15 protein-coding genes are annotated in these 19,920 nt (G+C 59.3%); 8 read left to right on the forward strand and 7 right to left on the reverse strand.

All coding sequences use genetic code 11. The annotated features are described in order from the left end of the window. Positions 1-133: 133 nt before the first annotated feature. Complete coding sequence (mutS, locus tag EHN06_RS07000; RefSeq protein WP_127331445.1) at positions 134-2,743, reverse strand: DNA mismatch repair protein MutS; 2,610 nt, start codon at positions 2,741-2,743, stop codon at positions 134-136. Between the two features lie 81 nt (positions 2,744-2,824). Here mutS and pncC point away from each other — a divergent pair, with 81 nt between their 5' ends. The 3 genes from pncC to EHN06_RS07015 all read left to right on the forward strand — a co-directional run bounded on the left by pncC (position 2,825) and on the right by EHN06_RS07015 (position 5,147). After that, positions 2,825-3,325: a nicotinamide-nucleotide amidase gene (gene pncC, locus EHN06_RS07005; protein ID WP_127331447.1), complete on the forward strand. Its 501-nt coding sequence runs from the start codon at positions 2,825-2,827 to the stop codon at positions 3,323-3,325. Positions 3,326-3,399: 74 nt separating this feature from the next. Further along, on the forward strand, positions 3,400-4,452 hold the full coding sequence (recA, locus tag EHN06_RS07010) for a recombinase RecA (RefSeq protein WP_127331449.1): 1,053 nt from the start codon (positions 3,400-3,402) through the stop codon (positions 4,450-4,452). A 224-nt stretch (positions 4,453-4,676) separates the two neighbouring features. Then, positions 4,677-5,147, forward strand: coding sequence for a flavodoxin family protein (locus EHN06_RS07015; protein WP_127331451.1), 471 nt, complete (start codon positions 4,677-4,679; stop codon positions 5,145-5,147). Between the two features lie 12 nt (positions 5,148-5,159). Here EHN06_RS07015 and EHN06_RS07020 read toward each other — a convergent pair whose 3' ends face one another. From EHN06_RS07020 to glgC, 4 genes are all read right to left on the reverse strand, one after another. After that, positions 5,160-5,948: a Crp/Fnr family transcriptional regulator gene (locus EHN06_RS07020; protein ID WP_127331453.1), complete on the reverse strand. Its 789-nt coding sequence runs from the start codon at positions 5,946-5,948 to the stop codon at positions 5,160-5,162. Between the two features lie 458 nt (positions 5,949-6,406). Continuing rightward, positions 6,407-7,924, reverse strand: coding sequence for a 4-alpha-glucanotransferase (gene malQ, locus EHN06_RS07025; RefSeq protein ID WP_127331455.1), 1,518 nt, complete (start codon positions 7,922-7,924; stop codon positions 6,407-6,409). A gap of 5 nt (positions 7,925-7,929) precedes the next feature. Further along, positions 7,930-9,576: a glycoside hydrolase family 57 protein gene (locus EHN06_RS07030; protein WP_127331457.1), complete on the reverse strand. Its 1,647-nt coding sequence runs from the start codon at positions 9,574-9,576 to the stop codon at positions 7,930-7,932. Between the two features lie 17 nt (positions 9,577-9,593). After that, positions 9,594-10,916 carry a glucose-1-phosphate adenylyltransferase gene (gene glgC / locus EHN06_RS07035; RefSeq protein WP_127331459.1) on the reverse strand — a complete coding sequence of 441 codons (1,323 nt, stop codon included), beginning with the start codon at positions 10,914-10,916 and terminating at the stop codon, positions 9,594-9,596. Between the two features lie 163 nt (positions 10,917-11,079). Between glgC and glgB the strand changes: the two genes are divergently transcribed. From glgB to glgA, 4 genes are read left to right on the forward strand one after another with little or no spacing between them, the layout of a single operon-like run. Continuing rightward, the gene (glgB, locus tag EHN06_RS07040) at positions 11,080-13,308 is read left to right on the forward strand and encodes a 1,4-alpha-glucan branching protein GlgB (protein ID WP_127331461.1); all 2,229 of its coding nucleotides are present in this window, start codon (positions 11,080-11,082) and stop codon (positions 13,306-13,308) included. Between the two features lie 26 nt (positions 13,309-13,334). Then, entirely contained in the window at positions 13,335-13,490 is a 156-nt protein-coding gene (locus EHN06_RS21135) for a hypothetical protein (RefSeq protein WP_164735588.1), read from the forward strand. After that, on the forward strand, positions 13,487-13,663 hold the full coding sequence (locus tag EHN06_RS21750) for a glycogen/starch synthase (RefSeq protein ID WP_416332543.1): 177 nt from the start codon (positions 13,487-13,489) through the stop codon (positions 13,661-13,663). Before EHN06_RS21135 ends, EHN06_RS21750 begins: the two co-directional genes overlap by 4 nt. A 50-nt stretch (positions 13,664-13,713) precedes the next feature. After that, on the forward strand, positions 13,714-14,973 hold the full coding sequence (glgA, locus tag EHN06_RS07045) for a glycogen synthase GlgA (protein ID WP_416332550.1): 1,260 nt from the start codon (positions 13,714-13,716) through the stop codon (positions 14,971-14,973). On the opposite strand, the gene polX is transcribed toward glgA, so the two are convergent. After that, positions 14,948-16,669, reverse strand: a complete 1,722-nt coding sequence (gene polX / locus EHN06_RS07050) for a DNA polymerase/3'-5' exonuclease PolX (protein ID WP_127331463.1) — start codon at positions 16,667-16,669, stop codon at positions 14,948-14,950. The genes glgA and polX overlap by 26 nt on opposite strands. A gap of 304 nt (positions 16,670-16,973) precedes the next feature. Here polX and lon point away from each other — a divergent pair, with 304 nt between their 5' ends. Then, a complete protein-coding gene (lon, locus tag EHN06_RS07055; RefSeq protein WP_127331465.1) occupies positions 16,974-19,406 on the forward strand; it encodes an endopeptidase La in 2,433 nt (810 codons plus the stop codon). 51 nt (positions 19,407-19,457) lie between these two features. Here lon and EHN06_RS07060 read toward each other — a convergent pair whose 3' ends face one another. Next, positions 19,458-19,892: a host attachment protein gene (locus EHN06_RS07060; protein WP_127331467.1), complete on the reverse strand. Its 435-nt coding sequence runs from the start codon at positions 19,890-19,892 to the stop codon at positions 19,458-19,460. Between the last annotated feature and the right edge of the window lie 28 nt (positions 19,893-19,920).

The raw sequence follows: 19,920 nt of genomic DNA on the forward strand, positions 1-19,920 counted from the left end.
ATTCCTGGTCCAGTGGTCAGTCTCATCAGTTTATAATATGAAGTGCGCGATATTGTAGGGAGCGGCCCCGGCTCCCGCAAGCATCAGGCCGCTATAAACTTATTACATAGATCAATCCGGCCGGTTTTGCTGTCTATTTCTCCATCAGTTCTTTTAATTCGTACAGCCGGTTGAGTGCTTCCCGGGGCGTCAGGTCGTCCACATCGAGCGATTTCAGGGCTTCCTCCACCGCGCTTGGCTCCAGGCTGGCGAACATATCTCCCTGCCAGACGGCTTCGTTCACCTGCGGTTCACTGGTCGTTTGCGGCGCCGGTGCCACCGGGTTCACCGGCGTGCTATTGCCTTCCAGATGGGCCAGTTGGGCCCGGGCATTGCGGATGACATCCTGGGGCACACCGGCGAGCTTGGCTACTTGCAGGCCGTAGCTCTGGCTGGCGGGGCCATCGTGTACGTTGTGGAGGAATACAATGCTGTCATCGTGTTCGGTGGCGGTCAAGTGCACGTTGACCGCGTGCCGCAGCTCTTCGGCCAGTTGCGTCAGCTCGAAATAATGTGTCGCGAACAGCGTGTAGCAGCGGGTTTCCTTTGCCAGGTGTTCGGCTGTGGCCCAGGCCAGGGACAGACCGTCGAAGGTGCTGGTGCCGCGGCCCACTTCGTCCATCAGTACCAGACTGTATTCGGTGGCATTGTGGAGAATGTTGGCGGTTTCGGTCATTTCCACCATGAAGGTGGAACGCCCGCCGGCGATGTCGTCGGAGGAGCCCATGCGGGTGAAAATGCGGTCCACGGGGCCGATCACCGCCCGGTTGGCGGGTACAAAACTGCCGGTGTAGGCCAGCAGGGCAATCAGTGCTGCCTGGCGCATGTAGGTGGACTTACCGCCCATGTTCGGACCGGTAATCACCAGCATGCGCCGCTGGGTATCCATCAGCAGGTCGTTGGGAACATAGGGCTCGCTGAGCAGTTGCTCCACCACCGGATGGCGGCCTTCCTCGATATCAAAGCCCGGCATCTCGCTGAATTCCGGCGCGCAGAAGCGCAGGCTGGTGGCACGCTCGGCAAAGTTGCTCAGCACGTCGAGCTCGGCCAGGGCCTGGGCGGCGTCCTGCAAGGGCGCCAGTTCCGCGGCGACGGTTTCCAGTACCTCGTCGTAGAGGGATTTCTCCCGGGCCAGGGCGCGACTCTTGGCGCTCAGGGCCTTGTCTTCGAACTCTTTCAGTTCCGGGGTGATAAAACGCTCGGCGTTCTTCAGGGTCTGGCGACGGATATAGTCCACCGGTGCCTGATCGGACTGGGCGCGGCTGATCTCGATGTAGTAGCCGTGAACCCGATTATAGCCGACTTTCAGGGTGGAGATGCCGGTACGTTCTTTCTCCCGGGTCTCTACATCCAGCAGGTACTGACCGGCGTTCTCGCTGATGTTGCGCAGTTCGTCCAGTTCTTCGTCAAAGCCTTCGCGGATTACGCCGCCGTCCCGGATCACCACGGGCGGATTGTCGATGATGGACCGTTCTAGCAGATCCGCCAGTTCCGGGTATTCCCCAATGATGGACGCCAGTTTGACGACGTGGTGGGAGTTGACCGGTTTTAATGCTTCCTGCAGGTCCGGCAGCGCCTGAAAGGCGTCCCTCAGCCGGGCGAGATCCCGGGGTCTGGCCGACCGCAGGGCCACTCGGGCAAGTACACGTTCAATATCTCCCACGGTTTTCAGCAGGTCATGAACCGGCTCGTAATGAAAGCCGTCCAGAAGGGCGGAGACCGCCTGCTGGCGTTGTTGAACCACGTCCACATCCCGCAGCGGCCGGTTGAGCCAGCGGCGCAGCTCGCGGCCACCCATGGAGGTGGCGGTTTTGTCCATCACCCAGGCCAGGGTGTGCTGGTGGCCGCCCATCAGGTTGGTGTCGATTTCCAGGTTGCGACGACTGGTGGCATCCAGGATGACGGCTTCCTCGCGGCGCTCGCGGGTCAGCTTGCGAATATGGGGCAGGGCGGTACGCTGGGTTTCCCGGGCGTATTGCAGCAGGCAGCCGGCGGCACAGATCGCCAGTGTCAGGTCTTCGCAGCCAAAGCCGGTCAGGTCCCGCACCTGGAGTTGCTGGGTAATAACCCGGCGGGCGGTGTCGGACTCGAACAGCCAGGGGCCCTGCCTGCGAATGCCGGTGAAGCCTTCGAGCAGCTCCTGGTAGGGAAAATCCTCACTGATCAGGATTTCCGCCGGGCGCAGGCGCTGGAGCTCCCCCTGCAGGGCTTCCAGGTTTTCCAGCTCAGACACTGCAAAACGACCGCTGGAAATGTCGAGGGAGGCAAAGCCGAACTGTTCACGGTGGCTGTATATCGCCACCAGCAGGTTGTCCCGACGGTCTTCCAGGAAGGCGTCGTCACTCAGGGTGCCGGGGGTGACGATGCGGACCACCTGTCGTTCCACCGGCCCCTTGCTCGTTGCCGGATCACCGATCTGTTCGCAAATGGCGATGGATTGACCTGCCCGCACCAGCCGTGCAATGTATCCTTCAGCAGAATGGTAAGGAATCCCGGCCATGGGAATCGGGCTGCCACCGGACTGACCGCGGGCGGTGAGGGTGATGTCCATCAGCTCCGCCGCCTTTTTGGCGTCATCGTAGAACAGCTCGTAAAAGTCTCCCATGCGGTAGAACACCAGTTCATTCGGGTGTTCGCCCTTGATTTTGAGGTACTGCCTCATCATTGGCGTGTGCTGGGATAGGTCGGTCTGAGCTACTGACATGAAGGCGTCCGGGTCATTGGCTTTAAACAGAGTCGGGGATTGTAAGAAAATAACGTCCCGGATGAAACGAGGAAAAGGATTATGTCTGTGACCGATGATCAACTTGAGTGTGCCGCAAACCGGTTGGGGGACCATCTGATCCGGCAGGGCCGCACCATAGCTACCGCCGAAAGCTGCACAGGCGGTTGGGTCGCCAAGGTACTGACTGACCGGGCCGGCTCGTCTGCCTATGTAGAGGCCGGCCTGGTGACCTACAGCAACGACGCCAAAAGAGGGCTGCTTGGCGTCACCGGAAAATCCCTGGACGAATATGGCGCCGTAAGCGAGCCGGTGGTGCGGGAAATGGTCGCTGGTGCCCTGGTGGCCACCGGTGCCAGCGTGGCGGTGGCAATCAGTGGTGTTGCAGGCCCGGGTGGTGGCAGCGAGGACAAACCCGTGGGTACGGTCTGGTTTGCCTGGGGCAGCAGCCCGGACGATACCGTGGCCAGGTTGGAATGTTTCCCGGGCGACCGCGATGCCGTCCGGAGACAGGCCGTTTTGTATGCACTTCAGGGTGTTACGGCATTTGTCGAGTCAGCCTGAAAACAGGGGTTGGTCTCGCCGACGGGTTATGTTTTAATACTGTTCAAATATACAGGAATGAGGGTTTCGCACCGATGGAAGACAACCGCAAAAAAGCATTGAGCGCAGCACTGGGCCAGATCGAACGTCAGTTCGGCAAAGGCGCCGTCATGAAAATGGGCGATCAGCCCCGTGAAGCCATCCCTGCGGTTTCCACCGGTTCCCTCGGGCTGGATGTTGCCCTCGGCATTGGTGGTCTGCCCTACGGTCGGATTGTCGAAATCTACGGTCCGGAAAGCTCCGGTAAAACCACACTGACCCTGCAGGTGATTGCGGAAGCCCAGAAGCAAGGCAAAACCTGCGCCTTCGTCGACGCCGAGCACGCCCTGGATCCTGTGTATGCTGAAAAGCTGGGTGTGAATGTGGATGAGTTGCTGGTTTCCCAGCCGGACACCGGTGAGCAGGCTCTGGAAATCGCCGATATGCTGGTGCGCTCCAATGCGGTGGACGTCATCATCGTCGACTCCGTCGCGGCCCTCACTCCTAAAGCGGAAATCGAAGGCGAAATGGGCGACAGCCACGTTGGCCTGCAGGCCCGCCTGATGTCCCAGGCCCTGCGTAAGCTGACCGGTAACGTCAAGCACGCCAGCTGCCTGTTGGTGTTCATCAACCAGATCCGCATGAAGATCGGCGTCATGTTCGGCTCGCCGGAGACCACCACCGGTGGTAACGCCCTGAAATTCTACTCTTCTGTACGTCTCGACATTCGCCGCATCGGCGCCGTTAAAGACGGCGACGAAGTCGTCGGCAACGAAACCCGCGTCAAAGTCGTCAAGAACAAGGTATCCCCGCCGTTCAAACAGGCCGAGTTCCAGATCATGTACGGCAAGGGTATCTACCACATGGCCGAAGTGCTGGACATGGGTGTGAAGGAAGGTTTCGTGGACAAGTCCGGTGCCTGGTACGCCTACAACGGCGACAAGATTGGCCAGGGCAAGGCCAATGCCTGCAAGTACCTGGAAGAAAACCTGGAAATCGCCCACGAAATCGAAGCCAAGGTACGTGACAAGCTGATGCCGAAGCCGGTTTCCAAGAAAGAAGCGGCAGCCGCTGAAGAGCCGGCGGAAGCCAATGGTGAGCTGCTTTAAGGTTTAGCCTTTCAGGCTCTTCAAATTTCTGGCTCTCATGCACTGAATCCGGAGAGCGGCGCAGAACCTTCCCTTCTGGGAATGTCGGAGGCCATGGATGGCCGGAGATCAAGCGCACATGGATGTGCTTGTAGCGTTTCCCGGAAGGGAAGGTTTTGTGCCGATCAGGCTCCTTGGTCAAGGTTGGCTAGGAGTCAGAGAAGGCATATGGGAAGGTTTGAACTATGGCTGAAACAAAAAAGCTGCTAATCGTCGCCCATGCGCCTTCCCCGAATACCCTCCGATTGCGCGACGCCGTTAAGGACGGTGCCTGCCATGAAGACATCGAGGCCGTCGAAGTAGTGGTCAAAGCGCCGCTGGAAGCTGGCCCCGATGACATCCTCGCCTGCGACGCCATCATCCTGGGTACCACCGAAAACCTCGGATACATGAGCGGCGCCCTCAAAGACTTTTTCGACCGCAGCTACTACCCCTGCCTGGAACTGACCCAAGGCCTGCCGTTCGCCTACTACATCCGCGCCGGCCACGATGGCACCGGCACCAACCGCGCTATCGAAAGCATCACCACTGGCCTGCGTTGGAAACTGGTGCAGGAGCCACTAATCTGCCGCGGGGAGTACAGCCCCGAATTCGAGGAGCAATGCCGGGATCTGGGGCTGTACGTGGCTGCTAGCTTGGATGCTGGGCTTATATAGGTACCTGTTCGATTAGTTAATGGCTGAGAGGTGATGCAGTTGGCGGATGTCACATAGCGTGACCAGGTCCCGACTTACACTGATCAGGTGTTGCTTGCCCAGGCGGGTCAGTACCCGGCTTACGGTTTCGGAGCGCATGCCCAGGTAGTTGGCGATATCGTTCCGGCTCATGAACAGCCGCAGTTGGCAATCGGAATACCCCAGCCGCTTCTGTTTCTGTGACAGCTCCAGCAGGAACTGCACTACACGCTCTTCCGCACTGAAACTTCCTGCAGCGACATACTCATGGCTTAACTGTTGGCTTAGCATCTTGATGACCTGCTGCTGCAGTTCCGGCGATGTGGTCAGTGCCTGCCGGATCTGGGCAATCGGGATGTAGCAGGTTGATCCGGTTTCCAGCATCACCACATTGGATTGGTAGCTGCTGCTATACAGGGCTTCGATGCCGATCAGGTCGCCGGGGTAAAAGAAACCGCACACATGCTCCCTGGATTTGCTGTCGACAAAGTAACTCTTGCAGACGCCGGACGAGAGCACCATCAGGAAATCCGCCTTGTCATGCTGGCGGAACAGGTAATGGTGTTCATGCAAGACCCGTCGGCGTTGGATCAGATGATCCAGTTCGTGATGGGGGCGGTTATTGTGGCACTCTGCCGGGAGGCAGTAGCTCCTGGCGCGGCAATATTGGCAATAGCTGTCTGCCGGGGTGATGCTGTTGTCGACCGTTACCGGTATGACAGGCCGTGCATGGCCAAGGTTAAATTGGGATTGCTCGGTTTGAAAGGGCTGACTCTGTCCCATAATCCTTTTGGCTCCTGCTCGTTTTGAGCCTATGTGTCCTACTACCTGTTTTGAGGTCGCTGTTTCCGAAAATTTCTTGCCATTTGTCTTAACCTTTCAAGGAACTATAGCCTGCCAATATTTAAATTAGGTGCTATCTGTTATTGGGAGCGTTTCTAACCATTAGGAGTAGTGATTGTTGAGCCATTACTTGTGGATTTCAATAATAAAAAAGGGAGGGTTTAAGTCTCGGTTATTTTATATAAATCAGTGTGTTGGGCAGATGTTTTGAGATGATTGTCAAACATATATGTTTAATTTATTATTTGTTGATGGAGCCTAGTTCCACTTAGTTGATGCGCATCAATTTCTGGTGAGATTGTTTTAATATTAGAGTTCTTTTTTATATAAGAAATAGAGTTCTAATTGTCAGGTGTTTCTAGAATGTTACAGTTTCTGTGACAATTCTTTTTATAAACCTATTCTGGTCGTCCGGGGTGTGTCAGGACATCATGAACTTCATGGTTAGGGTTCGGGGCGCGTCCATACTGTTTCAATAGCTGGTAGTACTGTAGGGCCAGTTCCTGGCTGAGCTGGCCATCCTTCAATTGCCACATCCAGTTCCTTCTGGTGGTTCCCGGCCGGTTCATCCGTGCCTCGTTACCCAGTGACAGGAGGTCCTGCATGGGGATCACGGCCAGCCAGGCCACCGAAGCGAGCGCCGCCCGCACGAGCGGCAAGGGCATGGGTTCCCGCGACTTGCCGAGATAGGTCCTTATCCGTTTTTTCGGGTCCGCAGGCAGCGACGTGAACCAGCCGAGGCTGGTGTCGTTGTCATGGGTGCCCGTGTACACCACGTCCTGCTGCCGGTGATTGTGGGGCAGGTGTGGATTGGTGGGGCCGTCGTTGAAGGCAAACTGCAGGACCTTCATGCCCGGCAGGTGGAACTGTTCCCGTAGCCTGGTGACCTCCTCGGTAATAATCCCCAGGTCCTCGGCCACTACCGGCAGTGGGCCAAAATGCTCTTCCAGTGCCCGGAGCAGTCGGGCACCGGGCACGGAAGCCCAGTGGCCCCCGGTTGCATTCTGGCAATGGGCGGGAATGCTCCAGCAGGCCGCCAGACCCCGGAAGTGATCCAGGCGTACCAGGTCGTAGAGCTTGAGCTGTGTCTGCATCCGTTCAATCCACCACTGGAAGCCGCGGGCCTCCATCGTCGGCCAGTGAAAAAGTGGGTGGCCCCAACGTTGGCCGGTTGGGCTGAAGTCATCTGGCGGAACCCCGCTGACACAACGCACCTCTCCGTTGGCTTCCAGCATGAACAACTCCCGGTGGCTCCAGACATCAGCCGAATCGTGGCTGACATAGAGCGGCAGGTCGCCGAACAGCCTGATGCCAAAACTGTGGGCGTAATCGAGGACCGCCTGCCACTGGCAGAAGAAACAGAACTGCTCAAAGCGTATCTGCCCGATTTCCTCCCGCAGGCGATCTCGGGCCTTCTGCAAAGGTATGGATCTGCGGTCACGCAGGTCATCCGGCCATTGTGTCCAGGGCCGGTTGTCCTGAGCCTGGCGCAAGGCCATGAACAGGGCATAGTCCTCCAACCAGTGCCTCTGTTCGGCGATAAAGTCAGCAAAGGCCTGGTGATCGTTGCTGGACCCTTGGCGCTGGAAGCCCTGCCACGCCTGGTTAAGGTGGAGGCGCTGCTCCTGTTCATTCATCACCGTGGTTGAGGGGAATGGCAGCCAACCCTTGTTTGTCAGGGGCTTGAGACTGATGAAGCGATGGTTGCCGGCGTGGGCCGACAGACTTTCATAGGGCGAGGATCCCAGGTTGACCGGTCCCATTGGCAGCACCTGCCAATACTTGAACCCGGCCGCAGCCAGGAATTCGATAAATTGGAAGGCATTGTGGCAAAAGGCGCCATTTTCCGGGTAATGGGGAAGTGAGGTCAGGTGCAGCAGGACACCGGCGCGCCGTTGACGATCGCACTGGTTCATTGTGGTCACCGCTTGGGGGGCGTCTGACGAATCATGACCTGGGCATCCCCTGAACCCGTTGGTGATTCTGTCAGTGGTTGCTCCAGCTCCAGGGGCGGCGAGAGGCCCGCCAGATGGTAAAGGCTGGACAGGTGGTGGCGGAACAGCGCATCGAACTGCAGTACCGGCAAACTGCTGTCTTCACCCGGCCACCAGAACCAGTCGGAACCCTCACACACCGCCAGCTGTTCCAGCACCTTTTGCTGACAGTCACTATCCAGGTCTGGCAGTACGCCGGACACGGCGCATCTGGCGGATTCCAGCAACTGCCAGGCATGACGCTTGGCTTCGTTGTTGTGCCATTTGTCGAAATTGCCATATACCCAGCTACCCGGGGTCAGCTGAGCCAATGGGTGGATGGGGACGCTGCTGTCCAGGGCGTCGGCAAAGGTGGTGAGGTCAATGTGGTGGTGGGCGGATAGGGCCTGATACAGGCCGTGAAGGAAGCTGTATCCATTCTCCGCGTAATGCTCCCAGGCATTCTCGCCGTCCATCAAGATAGTTACGATGGCGATGGCGTCTTCCGGTAGGTGACTGTAGATCCGCTCCAGTCGGTGCACCAGGTCCCTCACTGCCAGATGGGAGCGCCAACGGGCGTACTCAAAGCCGATCAGGTCGGACAGCTCGGTATTGCGGAAGAAACAGCACAGCTGGCCGTGTTCGGGTCGGTAGATTGCTTGTGGATTGGCGTGGTCAGGCAGGCTTTGATGCAGAACCACATCGCTGCTGGCACACCAACTGAACCCGTACTCATCCAGCAGGTGGACAGTCGGCAGGCTGATACCACCTTCCGGTGGCCAGCAGCCCACCGGCTTGCCGTGGAAATGGTGCTGGAACCTTTCCCGTCCGCGAGCCAGATGCCAGCGGGCCCGTTCGCCATTGCCATTGTAAAGACTGGCTAGTGGGCTGTCGGCCCTATCGGTAAATGCAGGAAGCAGGGGGTGGGCGTAAGGTGACATCGCCAGTTCAGCCTGGCCATGTTCAGCCAGCCGGCGATAAGCGGGGATGATGTCCTGCAACAAATCGCCGATGACCCCCAGCAGGTCGAGCCTGTCCTGGTGATTGTAGCCCTGCCCCTGGTCGATCAGTTTCTTGACCCGGGGGTTGGACTTACGAACGGTTTCCCCCAGCCAGACCAGGTGATACCAGGTCACCAGGTCACTGAAAAAACTGTGTTCCACATACCGCAGTATGTCCCGGTGTTGCAGCAGGAAACGACCGGCGTGGACCAGTGAACGATAGCTTGGGAACCGGTCAATCTGGTGGGTCTCGTTGGCGTTCAGGCATTGCCGGATCAGCTCGAGCTGGCGGTTGGTCGTGCCGTCTCCCGGCTCAGGGGCCGCCAGGCTTGCCAGTAGCGGGTCCCGCAGCCGGGCGCCGATGGTCAGGTGTTGACGTAGGTTGTGGGCGTAATCTTCCAGTTGGTCCAGCAGAACTGGTGTGAAATTGAATACGGCCCTGGCCTCCGGCACTTCCGCGAGAATGGTGGCCATGTCGCAATAGTCCTTGATCCCGTGCAGGTAGGTCCACGGCAACAGGTAGTCGCCGCTGATGGCATCGCGGTACTGGGGCTGATGCATGTGCCAGCAGAGGACGACCTTGAGTTCAGACATCGGGCATCCCCTTGAATTCAGGCGTACTGCAGCTGCGGGACTTCATGGGCAAACATTTCCCGCGTCACCAGGGTGACGCCATTGGGGGACACGTAATAGTGAGCCGGGTGGTAGTCCTTTAGCTGGAGGCCCATCAGGTCGCCCGGTACATGCACATTGGCACTGGGTGGTGCGATGTGTGTGCCATCGGGGATAACGCAATCCTGCTCGACGATCACCCGTTCCAGGGAACATTGCCGGCCGATGACGGCTCCGGGCAGGATCACGCTGGCATTCACCCTGGAGCCTTCCTGGATTTCCACATCCGGGAACAACAGGGAACGCTGGACCGCGGCGCCGCGGATGATGCAACCGGGCGACACCATCGACTCGATGGCAATACCCTGGGTGCCATCGGTCCCGGCGATGAACTTGGCTGGCGGCAACTGGTCCTGGCTGGTTCGGATTGGCCAGTTGCGGTCGTACAGGTCGAGGTCCGGTTGATCGCCCAACAGGTCCATGTTGGCTTGCCAGTAGGATTCAACGGTGCCGATATCGCGCCAGTAGGAGGGTGATCCGGTCTGTCTGTCGCGGAACGGAAAGGCTGAAATTTGATAGTCCCTGATCATCTTCGGAATCAGGTCCCGGCCGAAATCGTGACCCGAGGTCGGATCGAATGCATCCAGCAACAGCTGGTCACACAGGAAATCGGTGTTGAACAGGTAAATGCCCATGGATACCAGCGCCTGGTTCCCGGCGCCGGGCAGGGCTGCTGGCCGTTCGGGTTTTTCCTGGAAGCTGTGTATGCGCCATTGCTCGTCAACGCCCATGACACCAAAACTCCTGGCCTCCTGCACCGGTACCTGGGTGCAGGCAATGGTCATGTCGGCGTCCCGCCGCAGGTGGTGGGAAATCATCTCCCGGTAGTCCATGGTGTAGATATGGTCGCCGGCGAGGATCAGGGTGTAGTCGGGCGAATGTCTGCGGAGGAGCGCCAGGTTCTGGTACACCGCATCCGCGGTGCCCCGGTATCCGTTGTCCCCTTGTCCGGTTTGGGCCGGTAGCAGCTCGAGGAATTCACCCAGTTCGCTGTGAAACAGGTTCCAGCCCTTATGGATGTGCTGGATCACCGACTGCGACTGGTACTGGGTCAGCACACCCACTCGCCTGATCTGCGAGTTCACGCAATTGGACAGGGTGAAGTCAATGTTCCGGAACCGTCCGCCAAATGGCACTGCCGGTTTGGCGCATCGCCGTGTCAGGTGTTGCATCCGGGTTCCCTGACCACCCGCCAGTATCAGCGCCAACACATTGCAGGGGCTGGCGGACGTCAGGTAATGCAGTGAGGATGGGCGGACCATCTCGTAATCTCCTTTGATGATGGATAGCTATCAATCACCATAGGAGCTTGTCCCGGGCAGGTGTCTGACCTAGGTCAGCGAGTGAGTCGGTCGTATCGGTTATAGATGTAGGCAGCAAAATCGGGAATGAAGAACCTACATCTGAATCTGGGACGAAGAACCTATGCCTGCAGCCAAGACCAAGCAATCCATAAAGCCGGACGGGAAGACGCTGGACAGTGAGCTGACCCGGGAGCAGGTCAGGATCGTCACGGCCCGCCATCACGATCCCTTTGCCGTGCTGGGTTACTACCAGTCTGCCGAACAGTCGATCATCCGTGCCTTCGTACCGGCGGCTGCCAGGGTCGGTATCATCAGTGCAGAGGAGGAACTGTCGATGGAACGGCTGGGAACCACTGACCTGTTTCAATGGCAGGGTGCTCCCGATGTTGTGGTTCCGCCCTATCGGCTTTGCAGCTACGATCACCGGGGAGCTTACCGGGCCTGGTACGACCCTTATTCCTTTTCACCTCAAATCGCCGATTTCGACCTGCATCTGTTTCACCAGGGCCGACACCGGCATGCTTACCGCTTTCTGGGTGCCAATGCGCGTACGGTCAATGGTATTGACGGTATGTTGTTTGCGACCTGGGCGCCGAACGCGGAACGGGTCAGCGTGGTGGGAGATTTCAATCACTGGGATGGTCGTTGTCATCCCATGCGATGCCGCGGTGACAGTGGGATCTGGGAGCTGTTTATTCCCGGGCTTGGTGCCGGGGAGTTATACAAGTATGAGCTTGTCAGCCGTCAGGGTGGCAACTGCCTGTTACGGGCGGACCCATACGGCAGGCGCTGCCAGGCAGCGCCGGAAACGGCTTCGGTGACGACGGCTGTCTCCAGCTACCAATGGCGGGACCAGTCATGGCTGCATGCCCGGCAGGGTACCCACTGGCAGGCCGAACCGGTCAGTATCTACGAGGTGCATCCGGGGTCCTGGCGCCGCAAGCCCGATGGCCGCTATCTCGGTTATCGGGAACTCGCCGATCAACTGGCCCCTTACGTCCGGTCCCTGGGATTTTCCCACATTGAATTAATGCCGGTGACCGAACATCCTTTCGACGGTTCCTGGGGCTACCAATCCCTGGGATATTTTGCGCCAACCGGGCGTTTCGGTGATGCCGATGACCTGCGTTACCTGATCGACTGCTGCCACCAGCATGGCCTGGGAGTGATCCTGGACTGGGTGCCCGCTCACTTCCCGCGGGATGAGCATGGCCTGGCGCGGTTTGACGGCAGCCCGCTGTACGAACACGACGATCCGCGCCGTGGTGAACATCCCGACTGGGACACCCTGATCTTCAACTACGGTCGCAACGAGGTGCGGAACTTCCTGGTGGCCAGCGCCATGTACTGGCTGGAGGAGTTCCATTTTGATGGCCTGCGGGTTGACGCCGTCTCCTCGATGCTTTACCTGGACTATAGTCGTGAGGACGGGAACTGGCTGCCCAACATTCATGGCGGGCGGGAGAACCTTGAGGCGATTGCCTTCCTGCAGGAACTGAATTCGGTTCTGCACGAGGAACACCCCGGTACACTGGTGCTGGCGGAAGAGTCCACGGCCTGGCCCAGTATCACACAACCGGTCCATCTGGGTGGGTTGGGTTTCAGCATGAAATGGAACATGGGCTGGATGAACGACACCCTGTCCTATATGCGCAGGGACCCGGTGCACCGCAGTTTCCATCATGACCAGCTGACCTTCTCGATGGTCTACGCCTTTGCCGAACGGTTTGTCCTGCCCCTGTCCCACGATGAGGTGGTCCATGGCAAGGGATCGCTTCTGGCCAAGATGCCAGGGGACGACTGGCAACGGTTTGCCAACCTTCGCCTGCTACTGACCTACCAGTTCACCCATCCTGGCAAGAAGCTCCTGTTCATGGGTAGTGAGCTGGCATCCTGGAATGAGTGGGACCATGACCGCGAACTGGACTGGTACCTGCTGGAGGTCCCTGCCCATGCCGGGATAAAACAGCTGGTAACCGACCTCAATGGCACCTACCGGCACCATCCCGCCCTGCACCGGTATGACGCCGATTGGCGTGGGTTCCAGTGGATCGATTGTCATGACCACGAGCAGTCTGTCCTCAGCTTCCTGCGGCGGTGTGATGGCGAAACGATCGTCGTCGTCCTTAACTTTACCCCGGTGGTGCACCACAACTATCGGATAGGAGTACCCCATGCGGGTTTCTACCGGGAAGCATTCAACTCGGATGCCGCTTGTTATGGCGGGAGTAACGTCGGCAATCGGGGCGGAGTGGAAGCGGATCCCCTTCCATGGATGGCATGGGAAAACTCATTGAACCTGACGTTACCACCACTGGCCGGACTGGTTTTCACGTTGCCAAGTGCCTGATGTGTGGTTCCCCGCAAGGGTGTGTTATGAGCCGTTTTGCGAATAGTCGAAATGCAGGCGTTGGGAGTGCGAAAACCAGTCTGGCCAGTGGCGGTAACATCAGGCTTGAACTGGAAATAATGGAAGGCATGCTGCAGCGTTGGGAACCGGTGGCACGGTATTTCTACCGGAGACTGTCATGAGGCCGAATGTTCTGTTCGCCACCAGCGAAGCCTTCCCCCTCGCCAAGACCGGGGGACTCGGCGATGTCAGCGCCAGTCTTCCCAGTGCGTTGCACCACCTGGGAGTGAATGTACGGCTGGTACTGCCGGCCTACCGGTCGGCGGTCCAGCGGTTGGGGGCCTGTTGGGGGTAAGTGACTTCAGTTTGCCGGGGTCGGGGGAGTCGGTACGAATCATCGAAGGGGTGCTTCCGGGTACCGATGTTCCTGTCTGGTTGGTTGATATGCCCAGGTGGTTTGAGCGCAACGGTGGCCCCTACCTGTCGGAGAAAAACCAGGATTGGCCGGACAATGCCCAGCGCTTCGCTGCCTTTGCCCGGGCCGTGGTGGAACTGGCCTGCGGCCGCGGCGGCATTGCCTGGAGCCCGGATGTGGTGCATTGCAACGATTGGCAAACCGGGCTGGTTCCGGCGTTGCTCCAGTACGAGCCGTCGCCCCCGGCAACGGTGTTCACTGTTCACAACCTGGCCTATCAGGGACTGTTTCCCCACGATACCTTCCATGAGCTGGCGTTGCCGCCGTTGCTGTGGGGGTTGGACGGCCTCGAATTCTACGGCCAGCTATCGTTCATTAAGGGCGGGCTGGTATTCGGCGATCGCCTGACCACGGTCAGTCCCACCTATGCCCGGGAGATCCTGGAGCCTGAGCAGGGCGGCGGCCTGGATGGACTCCTGCGTCATCGCTCGGGACGGCTTGCGGGAATCCTGAACGGGGCGGATTACACGCTCTGGAATCCGGCCACGGATGTCTGTCTCGACCATCATTTCAGTTCCCGCAGTCTGGCCGGAAAGGCCATGACAAAACGTCAGCTGCAGCGGCAAATCGGTCTGTCCCAGAGCAATGAGCCCCTGCTGGGTCTGGTCGGCCGACTGGTGGAACAGAAGGGGCTGGAGCTGTTGATTGACGTCCTGCCACAGTTACTCCGGCGGTCCCTGCAACTGGTAATCCTGGGCAAGGGGGAAGCCCGGTTTGAGCGGGTCCTGCAACAGGCAGCAGCCAGTCATCCGCGCCAGTTGGCGTTTGTTTCCGGTTACGATGAACGCCTGGCCCATCGTATCGAAGCGGGTGCCGACATGTTCCTGATGCCCTCGCTGTATGAACCCTGCGGACTGAATCAGATCTACAGCCTGCGCTACGGTACCATTCCCATCGTCCATGGTGTGGGTGGCCTGGCGGATACCGTGGTGGATGCCAGCCTGGCCAACCTGAAGGCCGGAACCGCAACCGGCCTGGTGTTTGCTGAACCGACGCCAGTGGCACTGATAACGGCGGTGGATCGGGCCCTGGGGTTGTATGGGCAGCCAAACGTGTGGGCAGGAATGATCGAGAACGCCATGGCCCAGGATTTCAGTTGGACGAAAAGTGCCCAGGGATACCTTGATGTCTACCAGTCAGCACTGGCGGACCGGGCTGGATCATCTAGGCCCGTTTCAGTAAGCGCCTGAGGTCGGTCAGAGAAAGGCAGTTAATGACGTCCCTGGGTTCCAGCCAGCCTCGCCGGGCCTGCCCAAGGCAGAAGTGCATGTAATCCAGTTGTTCGGTGGAATGGGCATCGCTGCCAAGCGCGAGCCTGACACCGAGCTCTTTCGCCATCCGGCAGTAGGTGTCGGTCAGGTCAAGGCGCTTGGGCTGGCCGTTCACTTCCAGGAAACAGCCCCGGTCCCTGGCGGCGGTCATCAGCCGTTCCATATTGAGCCGGATGGGCTCGCGTTCACCGATCAAGCGGCCCGAGGGGTGGCCGAGGATGTTGAAAGCAGGGTGATCCATTGCCCGGATGATGCGATCGGTCTGCTGCTCCACGGGCAAATCGAACTTGAAGTGGATGGAACAGACGGTCAGGTCCAGTCGCTCCAGGATGTCATCGGACAGATCCAGGGAACCGTCCTCCAGGATGTCCACCTCTGAGGATTTCAGTAGCTGGAATCCCTGGAACTCCTCATTGAGCCGGTCAATCTCGTCCAGTTGCCGTGCCAGCCGCTTGGCATCAAGGCCGTGGGCAATTCGCAGCCGTGAACTGTGATCGGTGATGGCAAGGTAGCGATAGCCAAGGGCCTTGGCGGCGAGGGCCATTTCACGCAGGCTATTGTGACCATCCGACGCCTTGCTATGGCAGTGGAGGTCGCCAAGTATCTGGTCCTGTTTTACTAACCGTGGCAGGGCCTTGCGTTGTGCCGCCTCTATCTCACCCCGGTTCTCCCGCAGTTCAGGCTCGATATACGGCAGCCCCACCGCCTTGAAAACCTGTTCCTCCGTCTCGCCCGCGATCCGCTTCTCGCCTTTGAACACACCGTATTCGTTGATTTTCAGGCCCATGCGGATGGCTCGCCTGCGGATGGCGATGTTATGGGCTCTGGAGCCGGTGAAGTAGTGCAGGCCGGAACCATAGTTCTCATCGGCCAGTACCCGGAGATCCACCTGCAACCCGGAATGCAGGATCACGGTCGACCGGGTCGTGCCCCTGGAGACCACTTCCAGGACTTCTGGATCGCTGGTGAAGCGATCCATGAACGGCGATCCGGCCTGGCAGGTGACCAGGATGTCCAAATCACCCACCGTTTCCCGGCGGCGGCGATAGCTTCCGGCGATGGTGGCGCGGGTGACCCCCGGCATGCCCAGGATACGATCGAGCAGGCGCCGGCCGACTTGCTCGGCAACGTCGAGATAGACGCGATGCTCCTCACCGGCGTGGGCCGCAATGGCTTCCAGGATACGGGCCTCGGTCTGTTCGCCGAATCCAGGCAGGATATGGATCTTGCCAGCCTGCGCCGCCTTGCGCAGGTCGTCCTCGGACTTTATGTTCAGCTCCTGGAACAGCCTTTTGACCCGCTTTGGCCCCAGCCCCGGTAACCTGGTCAGTTGCAGCAGGGCCAGAGGAACATTCCGGGTCTCGTTTTCCAGGGCCTGCAGGTTGCCGGTGTGGACGATTTCCACGATCTTCCGGGCCAGATCCTTGCCGATGGTGGGAAGTTCGCTCAGGTCTGCCCCCTGCTCAACCAGTTCCGACAGCTCCTGGGGCAATTGTCGGATGGTCCGGGCGGCATTGCGATAGGCCCGGATCCGGAACGGATTGGCGTCTTCGATCTCCAGGATATTGGCTAATTGGTCGAACAGGGCTGCGATGTCTTCGTTATGGGTAATCATCACTTTCAACCCACTTTGCTTCTGTGGCGCCGATATTGTGTCAGTCTAGAAGACAGGTGGTGGCGGGGGGTGATTTAGATCAGGCAAATACCACCACCCTGGGGCAGCGGAAAGCGTTGTGGTAGGCGGTCAGGTTATGCTCCTGGGCAATCCCGGCTCCGGGCTTGGCGATCTGTCATGGAAGCCTGAGTTGTCCGGACCTGACTGATCAAGGTCAGCCAGGCTGGCAATTCACGGGGATATCCTTGCAGTAAGTGCACAGGTTTGCAGCAGGTGCAAAGGCTCGTCACGGGGGTGAACAGCGATGGTCGATGTGAATGTCAAGAATGGTAACAAGGCCAACCCGGTGCCGGTTCAGGAACAGCGCAAGGCCGCTTCGATCCCGTCGGCGTTGCCGGTATTGCCGGTCCGCAACATGGTGCTCTTTCCCTATGCGGTGACCTCCATTGTGGTCGGGCAGCCCCGTTCCCTGCGGTTGCTGGAACAGGCCGTTGACGATGACTGCCTGGTGGCCATCGTTGCGTACCGGGATCCCAAGGTCCAGGAACCCCAGCCCGAGCACCTTTACGAAACAGGTTGTGTTGCCCAGGTGTTGCGTGTGGTCAATCAGGGCAGGGACCGAATGGAGGTTCTCCTTCAGGGGCTGGAAAAGTTCCGGGTGTTGGAGTGGCTGGGCGACAAGGACTACCTGAGTGCCAGGATCGAAGTGCTCGGGGATATCGAGCCCGAGAAAGGGGATGTTGAAGCGGAAGCCGTTCGCCATAGTCTGGTGCAGGAGTTCAGCCGGTTGGTCACCACGCTCTCCTACCTCCCGGATGAGTTGCTGCATTCCGTTGCCCAGACCGAGGACTACCGGCAACTGACCTACCTGATCAGTTCCAGCATGCGGATGGATGTTCAGGAGGCCCAGGACCTTCTGGAGCAGGAGGATGTCGTCGCCAAGATGCTTAAGCTGATCGATATGATCCACCACGAAATCGAGGTCATGGAGCTGGGCAAGAAGATCCAGGATGAGACCCGTGGGGCGATGGAGAAGGCGCAGCGGGAGTATGTCCTGCGCCAGCAGTTGAAAGCGATTCGCAAGGAGCTGGGCGAAGAGGAGGGCAGTCAGGTCAAGGTCGAGGAGTACCGGGAGAAGATCGAGGCCAGCGGCATGACCGAGGAGGCGCGGGAACAGGCGAACCGGGAACTGGCCAGACTGGAGCGATTGCCGGAAGCGTCTTCAGAATACGGCGTGATCCTGACCTACCTGGACTGGCTGACGACCTTGCCCTGGAGCACGGTCACCACCGACATCCTGGACATCAACCAGGCCAGGGCCATCCTGGATGAGGACCATTATGGCCTGGATAAGATCAAAGAGCGGATCGTGGAGTTCCTGGCCGTGCGCCAGCTCCGCCAGCAGCGAGCGGGCGAATCGGCGGATACTGGAGGTAATCACCTGCTGCGCAGGGAACGGGAGGGAGCCATCCTGTGTTTTGTCGGCCCGCCGGGGATCGGCAAGACGTCGCTGGGACACTCCATTGCCCGTGCATTGGGGCGAAAACTGCATCGTATCAGCCTCGGGGGTATTCGTGATGAAGCCGAGATTCGCGGACACCGCCGCACCTACGTTGGCGCCATGCCGGGACGTTTTATCAAGGCGCTCCGGGATGTTGGCTCCCGGAACGCGGTACTGCTGCTGGACGAGGTGGACAAGCTGGGCGCTGACTGGCGGGGCGATCCTGCCTCGGCCTTGCTCGAGGTGCTGGACCCAGAGCAGAACCGGGATTTCCGCGACCACTACCTGGAAGTGGCGTTCGACCTGAGCCAGTTGATGTTCATCGCCACCGCCAATGTCCTGGACAGTATTCCGGGGCCGCTGCGGGACCGGCTGGAGGTGATTAGCCTGCCGGGGTACACCGATGAGGAGAAGCTCAACATTGCGCAGCGTTACCTGGTGCCACGGCAACGGCGGGAAAACGCCCTGCGGCCAGAGGAATTGAGTATCAGCGATGGGGCCATGCTCAAGCTCATACGTGAGTATACTCGCGAGGCCGGGGTACGCAGCCTGGACCGCCGTATCGGCGCCATCTGCCGTAAGGCGGTTGGTCGCATCGCCGAACAGGGTGCGAAGTCTCTGGCGGTCGATGAAACAGTGCTGGTGGAGTTGCTGGGCAAGCCGATGTTCTTCTACGACCTGGCTGCACGAGTGGAGCTTCCCGGAGTTGCCACTGGCCTGGCGGTGACGGCGGTGGGGGGCGACATCCTGTTCGTTGAAGCCAGTGCCATGCCGGGGAAAAAGGGGTTGACCATTACCGGACAGTTGGGGGATGTCATGCGCGAATCGGCGCAGGCGGCCCTGAGCTATGTCCGTTCCCAGGCCGAAAGCCTGGGCATCGATCCCCAGTTCTACGAACAGACCGATATCCACATCCACATCCCCGCCGGGGCCATCCCCAAGGACGGTCCATCCGCCGGCGTCACCCTGGTGACGGCGCTGGTCTCATTGTTGACTCAACGACCGGTCCGTCACGATGTGGGTATGACGGGGGAAGTCACTCTGCGGGGCCTGGTGTTGCCCGTTGGCGGCATCAAGGACAAGGTGCTGGCCGCCCATCGGGCGGGTTTGAAAACGGTGATTCTGCCAAAGCGGAATGAGAAGGACCTGGACGATCTGCCCCAGTCGGTCAGGGACAGTCTGTCATTCATTCTGGCGGAGCATGTGGATACGGTCCTGAAGGCCGCACTGGAGTAATGGCACGCGATAGTGAACCGGACCTCCGGGGCCGGAGGTCCGGTTTGTTGTCTACTGGTGACGGGCCAGTGTTGCGGCAATTTCGGAGGGGCTGGCCCGGGTAATATCCAGACTCATTTCCTCCGTAACCATCTGCCTGACCTGCTCATCCAGCTCAGGCCGCAGTTCCCCCAGGAAGTGCGGTGCAGCCACAATGACCAGCGCATCGAACCGGTTTTCGTTATGAGCCTGCCGCAGCCATTGCGCGATTTCCCGGGCGAACTCCCTGTTGGCGATCGATCTGGCAGTGTTTTTCTGCGGCATGCGATGCCTTCCCGCCATGGCCCCGTCACCGTGGGCGCCGGGGCTGTCCGATACCAGATCGTGCTCTTTCAGGCGGGCCGCCGGGTTGACCATGGTGGTCAGTTCCTCCAGGTCGCCCCTGGGTTGCGGCATCTGGAAAACGCGTGCCCGGCTGCTATCTGCCACCAATACCCATTTGTTCATTGTTGCCTCCTGCTTCCCGCTTAGAGGA

Origin of the sequence: Marinobacter sp. NP-4(2019) (assembly GCF_003994855.1) — a bacterium.
Taxonomy (GTDB): Bacteria; Pseudomonadota; Gammaproteobacteria; order Pseudomonadales; family Oleiphilaceae; genus Marinobacter.

Bases quoted from the DNA above. Each gene is read 5' to 3' on its own strand.
- EHN06_RS21750 (WP_416332543.1), top strand. From the start codon at position 13,487: ATGAGGCCGAATGTTCTGTTCGCCACCAGCGAAGCCTTCCCCCTCGCC.
- recA (WP_127331449.1), top strand. From the start codon at position 3,400: ATGGAAGACAACCGCAAAAAAGCATTGAGCGCAGCACTGGGCCAGATC.
- mutS (WP_127331445.1), bottom strand. From the start codon at position 2,743: ATGTCAGTAGCTCAGACCGACCTATCCCAGCACACGCCAATGATGAGG.
- EHN06_RS07030 (WP_127331457.1), bottom strand. From the start codon at position 9,576: ATGTCTGAACTCAAGGTCGTCCTCTGCTGGCACATGCATCAGCCCCAG.
- polX (WP_127331463.1), bottom strand. From the start codon at position 16,669: ATGATTACCCATAACGAAGACATCGCAGCCCTGTTCGACCAATTAGCC.
- EHN06_RS07060 (WP_127331467.1), bottom strand. From the start codon at position 19,892: ATGAACAAATGGGTATTGGTGGCAGATAGCAGCCGGGCACGCGTTTTC.
- EHN06_RS21135 (WP_164735588.1), top strand. From the start codon at position 13,335: ATGAGCCGTTTTGCGAATAGTCGAAATGCAGGCGTTGGGAGTGCGAAA.
- glgB (WP_127331461.1), top strand. From the start codon at position 11,080: ATGCCTGCAGCCAAGACCAAGCAATCCATAAAGCCGGACGGGAAGACG.
- lon (WP_127331465.1), top strand. From the start codon at position 16,974: ATGGTCGATGTGAATGTCAAGAATGGTAACAAGGCCAACCCGGTGCCG.
- glgC (WP_127331459.1), bottom strand. From the start codon at position 10,916: ATGGTCCGCCCATCCTCACTGCATTACCTGACGTCCGCCAGCCCCTGC.
- pncC (WP_127331447.1), top strand. From the start codon at position 2,825: ATGTCTGTGACCGATGATCAACTTGAGTGTGCCGCAAACCGGTTGGGG.
- malQ (WP_127331455.1), bottom strand. From the start codon at position 7,924: ATGAACCAGTGCGATCGTCAACGGCGCGCCGGTGTCCTGCTGCACCTG.
- EHN06_RS07020 (WP_127331453.1), bottom strand. From the start codon at position 5,948: ATGGGACAGAGTCAGCCCTTTCAAACCGAGCAATCCCAATTTAACCTT.
- EHN06_RS07015 (WP_127331451.1), top strand. From the start codon at position 4,677: ATGGCTGAAACAAAAAAGCTGCTAATCGTCGCCCATGCGCCTTCCCCG.